Here is an 8,986-nt window from a genome sequence, read left to right as displayed (position 1 = left end):
AACATAAGGTTGGTGAATACAAAGACGCTAAATTAAAGCCAATCAAACGTAAAAAACATGGTCGGTTACAGTCTAGCTATTTCCGGTATGGCTTGGATATGATTGCTAATGCTTATCAAAGAGCAGCTTTTAGCATAAGAGATTTTAAGCTCTGCCTTAAGATTTTAAATCGACCATTACAGGAGCTACTCAAATGAAAAAATCATCGTGTACAGAGCTTGATTATTTCTTATGTTCTTGGCAGGGTGACACCTGTCTGTCCTTGATATTTACCACCACGATCTTTGTAAGATGTCTCACAGACCTCATCCGATTGATAAAATAACATCTGTGCGACCCCTTCATTAGCATAAATTTTAGCAGGTAATGGTGTAGTATTTGAGAATTCAAGTGTTACATGCCCCTCCCACTCAGGTTCTAGAGGTGTAACATTAACAATAATACCACAACGTGCGTAAGTTGATTTGCCTAGACACACAACCAATGTATCACGCGGAATTTTGAAGTATTCAACGGTGCGTGCTAACGCAAAGGAATTTGGTGGAATAATACAAACATCACCGACAAAATTAATAAAGTTGTTATGATCAAAGTCTTTAGGGTCAACAATTGTTGAGTTGATATTGGTAAAAATTTTAAACTCATTAGCACATCTGACATCATAACCATAACTTGATGTGCCAAATGAGACAATTTTACCTTGCTCATTGTGGCGAACCTGTCCAGCTTCAAATGGTGTAATCATTTCTTGCTCCATCGCCATTTTTTTAATCCATTTATCTGATTTGATTGACACTATTTACTCCTTACTTATTTTCATTATTTTGATTATTTTTACTAAATTCAACTTTAACGCCTGGCATATTGATCATCGTCGCTTTAGGTAATGTAGCAATACTAACAGCAAGCTCTAAGGCAATCCGCTCATAAACTCCAGCAATTTGATTATCTTTTATAGCGGTTGGCTGACCTTTATCCGCATCTTCTCTAATGGACATATCCAGTGGCAAAGCACCTAAAAAAGGCAGATTAAATTGAGCAGCTAATGATTCAGCACCGTGCGCACCAAAAATTGCCGACTCAGTACCACAGTTTTGGCAAATATGCACACTCATATTCTCAATAATACCTGCCACATGAATGTCTAGCTTATTAAACATCGCAATAGCACGTTTAGCATCGATTAAAGATAAATCTTGCGGCGTTGTTAGCGTGACTGCTGTTGTTAATGGAATCTTTTTGGTCATCGTCAACTGAATATCACCCGTTCCTGGCGGCAGATCAATCAACAGATAATCAAGCTCGCCCCAGTTGGTATCATTCAATAGCTGCATTAATGCTCCAGATACCATAGGGCCGCGCCAGATAATTGCTGAGTCCTGATCGATTAAATTACCTACTGAGATCATCTTAACGCCATGGCGCAACAGTGGCTCAATTTTCTTTTTATCATTGGTCGTAGGATTATCAAAGCTGCCCATAATGAGCGGCTGACTTGGGCCATAAATATCCGCATCTAAAATACCAACATTTGCACCCATTTTCTGTAAAGAAATAGCTAAATTTGCTGTTGTGGTTGATTTACCCACGCCACCTTTTCCTGAGGCAATTGCAATAATATTTTTAATGCCCTTAATCGGTTTCAAGCCAGATTGTACTTTATGCGTAACCACCTCACATAGCACCCTAAACTCAAAAGCTTGGGTGATATTTTGACTATATAAATAATCACTTAATTGCGAAATCACACGATCTATTTGTCTGGCGTTAAGAGAGAAACCAAGACGCAGCTGAACAATTACAACACCATCTTGTTCAATGATTTGCAGATCGCGTAGAAAATGCTCTGCTGGAAGATCTAGGATTGCTTGGCTATAGGCTTGTAAGCTTTGCTTTAGCATAAAGAATAATTCATGAATTGAAAGATGGGTGTAGTCTATACCCATCGTAAACCAATTTACAGAATTTTTTGCTTTGCATTTCGCGATGATTTATAGTCTACATTCTTTCAGGTACTTCTATTCCTAATAAATCCAAAACAAACACCAATTGCTTTAAGGTTAACTGGCACAAAGCGATTCTTGCTTCTTTTAGTGCATGTTCCTCTTCATTGGCAATCGGTGATTCAGCATAGAACTTATTAAACTGCACTGCAACTTGATAAGCATACTCACACAAATGGTGCGGCTCACACTTATCATAGGTTTTTTGTAAAACTTGCGGCAATTCGGTTAATTTTAACTGTAAGTTACGCTCAGCATCATTACTTGCCTTGGCAATATCAGCACTAGCATCTTCTAAACTGCGCCCAAGCTTACGCAAAATAGACTTAATGCGCACGGCTGAATATAGCAAATAAGGACCTGTTTTACCTTCATATTGTGAAAACTTATCCAGATCAAAAATATAATCAGAAGTATATACATTTGATAAGTCCGCAAATTTAACTGTAGCTAATGCCACTTTCTCAATGATATCTGCCTTCTCAACTTCACTTAAGCCCTCTTGTTCACGCAAACTGGCACGTGATTTTGCCTCATCGATTAAGGTACTTAGACGCATCACACCACCTGAGCGTGTTTTAAATGGCTTACCATCTTTACCATTTAGCGTCCCAAATCCAATATGCACAAGCTCAGTCTCTGACGCAATACTTGATTTTTTCGCTGCTGCAAACACTTGTTTAAAATGCAGACTTTGACGCTTATCAACAACATAGATAATCTTTTGTGCCTGATAATGTTCAACACGCTCTAAAATCGTTGCTAAATCCGTTGTACCATACATTACCGCACCATCGGATTTAACAAGAATCAATGGTGGAGTTTTATCATCTTCATTTTCAGCCACAGGAATAATAATTGCACCGTGACTGTTTTCAGCAACCTTTCGCTTTAAACAATCTTCAACCATGTGATCAATGATTGGTTGGACATCACTTTCACCTTTCCATAGATCAAAATAAATGCCAAGATCAGCATAATCTTTTTTAAGCTCTGCAATCGATACATCAACAAAGTGTTGCCATAGCGCGCGATATCCACGACGCCCTTTCTGCAGCTCAGCCGTTGCTAAACGTGCTTTTTCCATCTCATTGGTGTCTTCTTTACAGCGCCCTGAAGCGCGTGGATAAATCTCGGATAATGCATCAACAGTCACTGGTGACTCTTTAGGGTACTCTCCTGTGTAATGCTCATCGAAATAAGGTAAGTCAGGATACATCTTACGAACTTCTTCGATCAACATACCCATTTGCGTACCCCAATCACCTAAATGCACATCACTTAAAACCTCATCACCATAAAAACGATAAACACGCTGTAAACAGTCACCGATTAAAGGTGAGCGGATATGTCCGACATGTAACGGTTTAGCAACATTTGGACCACCAAAATCCATCATAACTCTTAATGGATTGCCCGTTTTAGGGCAACCTATGCGTGAGTCTTTAAGCATATCATTTGACCACTGAGACAGGAAGTCATCCTTTAATGTAATATTGATAAACCCTGGCATAACAGCATTAATATTACTAAAAACTTTGTCATTCTGCACTTGAGTGACGATATCATTGGCGATTTGAATCGGTGCTTTTTTAAGTATTTTTGCCAAGGGCATTGCACCATTGCATTGAAACTGTCCAAGCTCAGGACGCGCTGATAATTGAACTTTGGCAAAGTGATGATCAAAGCCTAATGCATCAAAGGCTTGTATAAATAAATCAGTTAAATAATTTTCTAAAATAGCAGTGTTATTAGCCGTAGCTACCATTATCTAAAACTCATCATGATAATTTTAAAAGCCTGATTATATACCCACTACTAATCATTTTACAGATTTTCTTGTACTGCTTTTTCAATTGTTGCTACAGGTAAGATCAATTGTAACGACTGTTCCATCAATTCGATAAAGCCATAGTTTTTATAAAAAGCCTTTGCTTTATCACTCTTGGCATCAACGACAACAGCAAATACGCCCATAATTTGCGCTGCTGCCACAATTTTAAGCAAAGCGTCTTTTAGCAGATAGGCGCCAACACCCAAGCCTTTGTGCTGATTATTCACCGCTAAGCGACATATCCTCGCGGCACTAACAGGGTATCTTGGATGATTGATATGCTCTGGCAGTGCTTTTTGAATGATCTCTGCCGCAGTAATTGTATAATAACCAATGATCTCATCACTATTCGTAGCATGTGCCACATATGTTTTGCTGTACATCTTCTTTTGATTTTGCAGCGCAAATTTCTGTATAAATATATCAAGCTCAGGAACACCACAACTAAAGAGACTACGATTAAATGCTTTGCTCAGCGGACTAACCTTAAGCCCCATCATGACTTCAGCAGATCTTTTAATTTCTGATTTGGTTTAGGTGGGTTATCCAATAATGACAAGAACGCTTGTGCTGCCTTACTATCCAGGCTAATTCTCTTTTCATTTTCAACAATTTTTCGCGCTCTGGGCAAACAATTACTAATAATAAATGCCGATACTGCCATACCAGAAAGTGCGGCAGCCTTCTCTATCGTTTGTTTGATATCATCCTTAGTGTTTAACTCAATTCTTGCGTGTGCCATAGCTTATACCTCACATTTACTTACTCATACAATTCTAAATACAACCCGTTATTTTAACGTAAAGTATAGTGGATTTTGCATAAGTTTCAAACACTTAAATATCAAAACAATTTGCCATTACTTTCAATACTTCATCCCCTTCATGCACGGTTGCCGACGAAGTGCGCGTTAATAATAATACCTCATATGGCAGACTTAAAACTCTTGGTTTGGCAACACCTAAAATGCTATTTTTATCGTACAACGTTGCCAATGGCGTATTAGGTTTTTGCAAGAAACCCAATAAATCATCCTGATAATCAACCATGCCGCCAATAGGGGCTCTAACACGTGAAAAATCCTGCTCATAACAAGCATATTTGTTACTGGCATTTTTCACATCGATTGGATTATTAATATACTCAAGGATCCCATCTAATAGGTGCTTAGCATTCTTTAGATCAAAACTCTCCTTATTGCCCATCTCATAGGTAAACGCATGCTTTGGTGGTATTTTATTATCTCCCGTTATACGATTCCAGCAATCGGTTAACTGCCACCAAGGATAAAAAATGGCTTGGTTAAAGCAACCACTAGGCTCGTTTAGCGTCAGAATAAATGCATTACTATTGAAATGCTTTAAACGCGCTGAATGCAAATAACTTGGTGCATAAATATACGGTGCTGAGATTGAATCACAATGTAAATCAAAGCTAAAATCAGCATCTAATGCCAAATCATGCAGAATATTAGCAAGCTTTTCATGAGGCGCTGTATCATTTTGTAAACTAACGACTAAACGTCTCTTAAGAAGCGCAGAAAACTGCTGACATAGTACATCAAAGCCCTGTCCTTGATGCTTTTTGACAAAATCCTCAAGTTCAATCTTAGCTAAACCAGCATGTGCTGTAAGCAAATTTTTAAATCCTCGATTCCAATTCTCGCCAGTCTTGGCATCAAAGCGCCCATAGGTATACTCACCGATTTTAATATCCATAGCAAAGGGATTGGCAAACGGCACCAACGTCACATTATATGGAAAGTCATGCATCTCTAGATACTCACGCAATAAATAAATCAATGCCATGCCATTACTCTCAGCCGCATGGAGTGCCGCTTGCATATAGATATTAGCCTTGGGCTCTGAATGTGTATATTCAATTACACTAATCGTATGCGTTAATCCTGAGATGGTTGTTCTTAAAGGAATTTCTCTTATCTTTATCATTATGCTACTTCTATTTGACCATTAAAAATCAATTTTACGACACCGCTTAATAACACCTCACCTGGCGTACATTCAACAGTTAAATTACCGATGGCATTTTCCACTATCACTTTGGGCTTTAACAGCCCCAATGAAACACCTGCATAAACACTAGCAATACTGCCACTACCACAAGAGGGTGTCACTCCAGTACCGCGCTCCCAGTGGTCCAAATAAATGCGATCTTTGGATAATTGCTTTAATGCATGTACATTAATGCCTCCAGCATATTGTGCTTGTAGTGTTTTGCCCAGAGTTTCAAAGTCTTTTAACGCAGTGTTTTGCGAACGAAATAATACCAAATGCGGATTCCCCACATCAACCTCTAACGCCTGATCAAAGCCTAAATTTTTTGCAAATGCTTTATGACTTTTATTGACCATCGGTAAGGGAAAAGCCACTTCAACCCAATCATGTGCAATTAAGCGACAACGATGCGCAAAACCACCGACTTCAATACAGACTTCTGGGCTATTATTTTCCATAAGTAGTAGACTTGCCACCGCACGCAAGCCATTACCACATTGCTTGGCTTTTGATCCATCTTGATTATAAATATGCATACTAGCATCGGCTTTGCCTGATTTTCTAATTAATAACAGTTGGTCAGCGCCAATACCAAAGCGCCGATGGCAGATCTGTTGCACTTGTCGTACCTGCCAATTCCGTGGTTTTTTACGTTCGTCAATGACAACAAAATCATTGCCTAACGCACACATTTTGTTAAACACTAATGGCTTATTCACTGTGATAATCCTTAAAAATCAACGAGGTATTGATACCACCAAAGGCAAAATTATTACTCATAACGATGTCTGTTTTAAGTTTTTTTGGACTTTCAATAATGTAATTAAGATCGGCACAAGCCTCATCGACTTTTTGCAAATTTGCCGTTGGCATCAATATGCCTTCTTTCATCATCATAACCGATAGCCACGACTCCAGCGCACCACAGGCACCTAAGGTGTGACCAAAGTTTCCCTTTAACGAACTTACTGGCGTTTGATTACCAAACAACATAAAAGTCGCCTCACTTTCAGCGATGTCACCACGATCTGTTGCTGTACCATGCGCACAGATATAACCAATATCACCAGCATTGACGTTAGCATCTGTCATTGCTAGCTTCAAAGCTTCTACCATTTTTTGTGCTGTTGGTTGAGTAATATGTCTTGCGTCACAGTTTGTGCCAAAACCGATCACTTCAGCGTAAATCTTAGCACCTCGCGCCTTGGCATGCTCATATTCTTCTAAAATCAAAGTGCATGCGCCTTCACCAATGACCAGACCATCACGCGCTTGATCAAAAGGTCTGGGGGTCATATGCGGCTTGTCATTTTGTTGACTTGTGGCAAATAAAGTGTCAAAAATCGTTACTTGACTTGGGCATAATTCCTCAGCCCCCCCTGCTAACATCACCTTTTGATAACCATGTTTAATCGACTCATACGCATAACCAATGGCTTGTGAGCTTGACGTGCACGCACTTGATGTCGGGATCACCCGCCCTGTTAAGCCAAAAATAAGGGCAACATTAACCGCGCAAGTATGACTCATTGATTTCACATAGGTCGTGGCACTGACATTTTGCACTGTTTTCTCAGTTTCAATTTTGATTAAGTCACACAAGGCTTGCGTACTGCCCGAGCATGAACCAAAAGCAATACCCACTTCACTACCTTCAAGTAATGCTTTATGATCAAAAATTGCTGCATCTTTTAATGCATTCTCACTGGCAGCAGTGGCTAATTGGGCAACGCGCCCCATTGAACGAATTTGCTTCCGTGTATAATGCAAAGGCATCTTAAAATCAACAATGGGTGCACCTAAGTTAGTATGTAAACCTTTGATTTCTTGCCATGCTTTGATTTGTTTTGTTGCCGTTTTTCCTTGCAACAAGGCTTTTTTAATCGTATCCCATTCATTGCCTAACGCAGTAATACCTGCCATCCCGGTAATCACAACGCGCTTGTTCATATCAAGCCACCATTGACTGAGATCACCTGACGCGTTATATAACTTGCTGCGTCAGAACATAGGAAGTTAATCACTGAAGCTACTTCCTCAACCTTACCTGCTCGACGCATCGGAATATGCCTTTCAATCTCATCTTTATATTCTAAGTCTTTGATCATATCTGTTTCAATTAAACCAGGTGCGACACAATTAACAGTGATTTTACGTTTGGCAAGCTCCAGTGCCAAGGCTTTTGTCGCACCAATAATCCCAGATTTCGCTGCACTATAATTGACTTGCCCTTTATTGCCAGCAATACCTGAAACAGAAGCTAAAGTCACAATACGCCCACCTTTTCTTAGTTGAATCATCGGCATAACACAAGGTTTTAACACATTATAAAAACCATCTAAATTCGTTTGAATGACACGATCCCACATCGCATCTTCCATTGCTGGAAATGGCACATCTTGACAAATCCCTACATTATTAATAACTGCATAAAATGCACCATTTTGCGCTATTTCAGCATTTATTTTCTCGTGACATGCCGCTCTATCTTGTATGTCAAATTGCATTAAAGATGCCTTACCACCATTTTCTTCAATGATATGCTTTGTTTGACTCGCACCTTCAACATCACTATGGTAATGCACCACAATCTCAAAACCATATTGCGCGAGCATAATAGCAGCTCCTTGGCCAATACCCTTGCTCGCCCCTGTTACTAATGCCCTTTTACTCAAAACACTTTCCCCTGAATAATTGCTGTAAACTCTGTATCACTTGGTTGATAGGCACTGAATTTTGCTTTTGCAACACATTGGTCTTGATGATAAATCTCACACAAAAAAACACCCAATGGATCGCTAATAAATTCTTTATGCGCAACAATCGTTAATACATCACCTTCATCAAAGCTTGCACGCGTTGCATTGAAATTACGCACACTAATCATAAACCCACGCCTTGGCGCATGATCACTTTCATCACCTTGAAAATAAGCTAGAGCTGCTGAGGCTTGTGCCATCATCTCAATGCCCACCCAAACATATACACCATTGATTTCAGCATCATAAAAAATATGCTCTGCTGTGATTTTGGCAACACAAATCGCTTTTTCTTGATTCACTTTCTGGATGTGATCAATCAGCTGCATCGGCGGCGATTGCGGAATAATTTCACTTAAATCATACATGACAGAC

General features: G+C 39.4%; 11 protein-coding genes. 1 reads left to right on the top strand and 10 read right to left on the bottom strand.

Going from position 1 to position 8,986, the window contains the following annotated elements:
• Nucleotides 1-197, top strand: a 197-nt coding sequence (locus DNK85_RS02035) for a hypothetical protein (protein WP_119327918.1), incomplete at its 5' end; no start/stop codon positions are given.
• A 32-nt stretch (nt 198-229) separates the two neighbouring features.
• Here DNK85_RS02035 and dcd read toward each other — a convergent pair.
• The 10 genes from dcd to DNK85_RS01985 form a co-directional block, all read right to left on the bottom strand.
• Nucleotides 230-796: a dCTP deaminase gene (gene dcd, locus DNK85_RS02030; protein ID WP_119327917.1), complete on the bottom strand. Its 567-nt coding sequence runs from the start codon at nt 794-796 to the stop codon at nt 230-232.
• 10 nt (nt 797-806) lie between these two features.
• Nucleotides 807-1,901, bottom strand: a complete 1,095-nt coding sequence (gene apbC, locus DNK85_RS02025) for an iron-sulfur cluster carrier protein ApbC (protein ID WP_119327919.1) — start codon at nt 1,899-1,901, stop codon at nt 807-809.
• Between the two features lie 97 nt (nt 1,902-1,998).
• Entirely contained in the window at nt 1,999-3,771 is a 1,773-nt protein-coding gene (argS, locus tag DNK85_RS02020) for an arginine--tRNA ligase (RefSeq protein ID WP_119327916.1), read from the bottom strand.
• Nucleotides 3,772-3,830: 59 nt separating this feature from the next.
• Entirely contained in the window at nt 3,831-4,337 is a 507-nt protein-coding gene (locus DNK85_RS02015) for a GNAT family N-acetyltransferase (protein ID WP_119327915.1), read from the bottom strand.
• Entirely contained in the window at nt 4,334-4,579 is a 246-nt protein-coding gene (locus DNK85_RS02010) for a type II toxin-antitoxin system TacA family antitoxin (RefSeq protein WP_119327914.1), read from the bottom strand. The genes DNK85_RS02015 and DNK85_RS02010 overlap by 4 nt, the downstream gene beginning before the upstream one ends.
• 94 nt (nt 4,580-4,673) lie before the next feature.
• Nucleotides 4,674-5,786, bottom strand: a complete 1,113-nt coding sequence (locus tag DNK85_RS02005; RefSeq protein WP_119327913.1) for a M14 family metallopeptidase — start codon at nt 5,784-5,786, stop codon at nt 4,674-4,676.
• Nucleotides 5,786-6,571 carry a diaminopimelate epimerase gene (gene dapF / locus DNK85_RS02000; protein WP_119327912.1) on the bottom strand — a complete coding sequence of 262 codons (786 nt, stop codon included), beginning with the start codon at nt 6,569-6,571 and terminating at the stop codon, nt 5,786-5,788. The genes DNK85_RS02005 and dapF overlap by 1 nt, the downstream gene beginning before the upstream one ends.
• Nucleotides 6,564-7,802: a beta-ketoacyl-ACP synthase gene (locus tag DNK85_RS01995; RefSeq protein ID WP_119327911.1), complete on the bottom strand. Its 1,239-nt coding sequence runs from the start codon at nt 7,800-7,802 to the stop codon at nt 6,564-6,566. The genes dapF and DNK85_RS01995 overlap by 8 nt, the downstream gene beginning before the upstream one ends.
• Nucleotides 7,799-8,527, bottom strand: a complete 729-nt coding sequence (gene fabG, locus DNK85_RS01990; RefSeq protein WP_119327910.1) for a 3-oxoacyl-ACP reductase FabG — start codon at nt 8,525-8,527, stop codon at nt 7,799-7,801. The genes DNK85_RS01995 and fabG overlap by 4 nt, the downstream gene beginning before the upstream one ends.
• A complete protein-coding gene (locus tag DNK85_RS01985; protein WP_119327909.1) occupies nt 8,524-8,979 on the bottom strand; it encodes a hotdog family protein in 456 nt (151 codons plus the stop codon). Before DNK85_RS01985 ends, fabG begins: the two co-directional genes overlap by 4 nt.
• Nucleotides 8,980-8,986 lie beyond the last annotated feature (7 nt).

Origin of the sequence: Cysteiniphilum halobium, assembly GCF_003574425.1 — a bacterium.
Classification (GTDB): Bacteria; Pseudomonadota; Gammaproteobacteria; order Francisellales; family Francisellaceae; genus Caedibacter; species Caedibacter halobius.
This window is presented reverse-complemented; position numbering and strand designations above follow the sequence as displayed.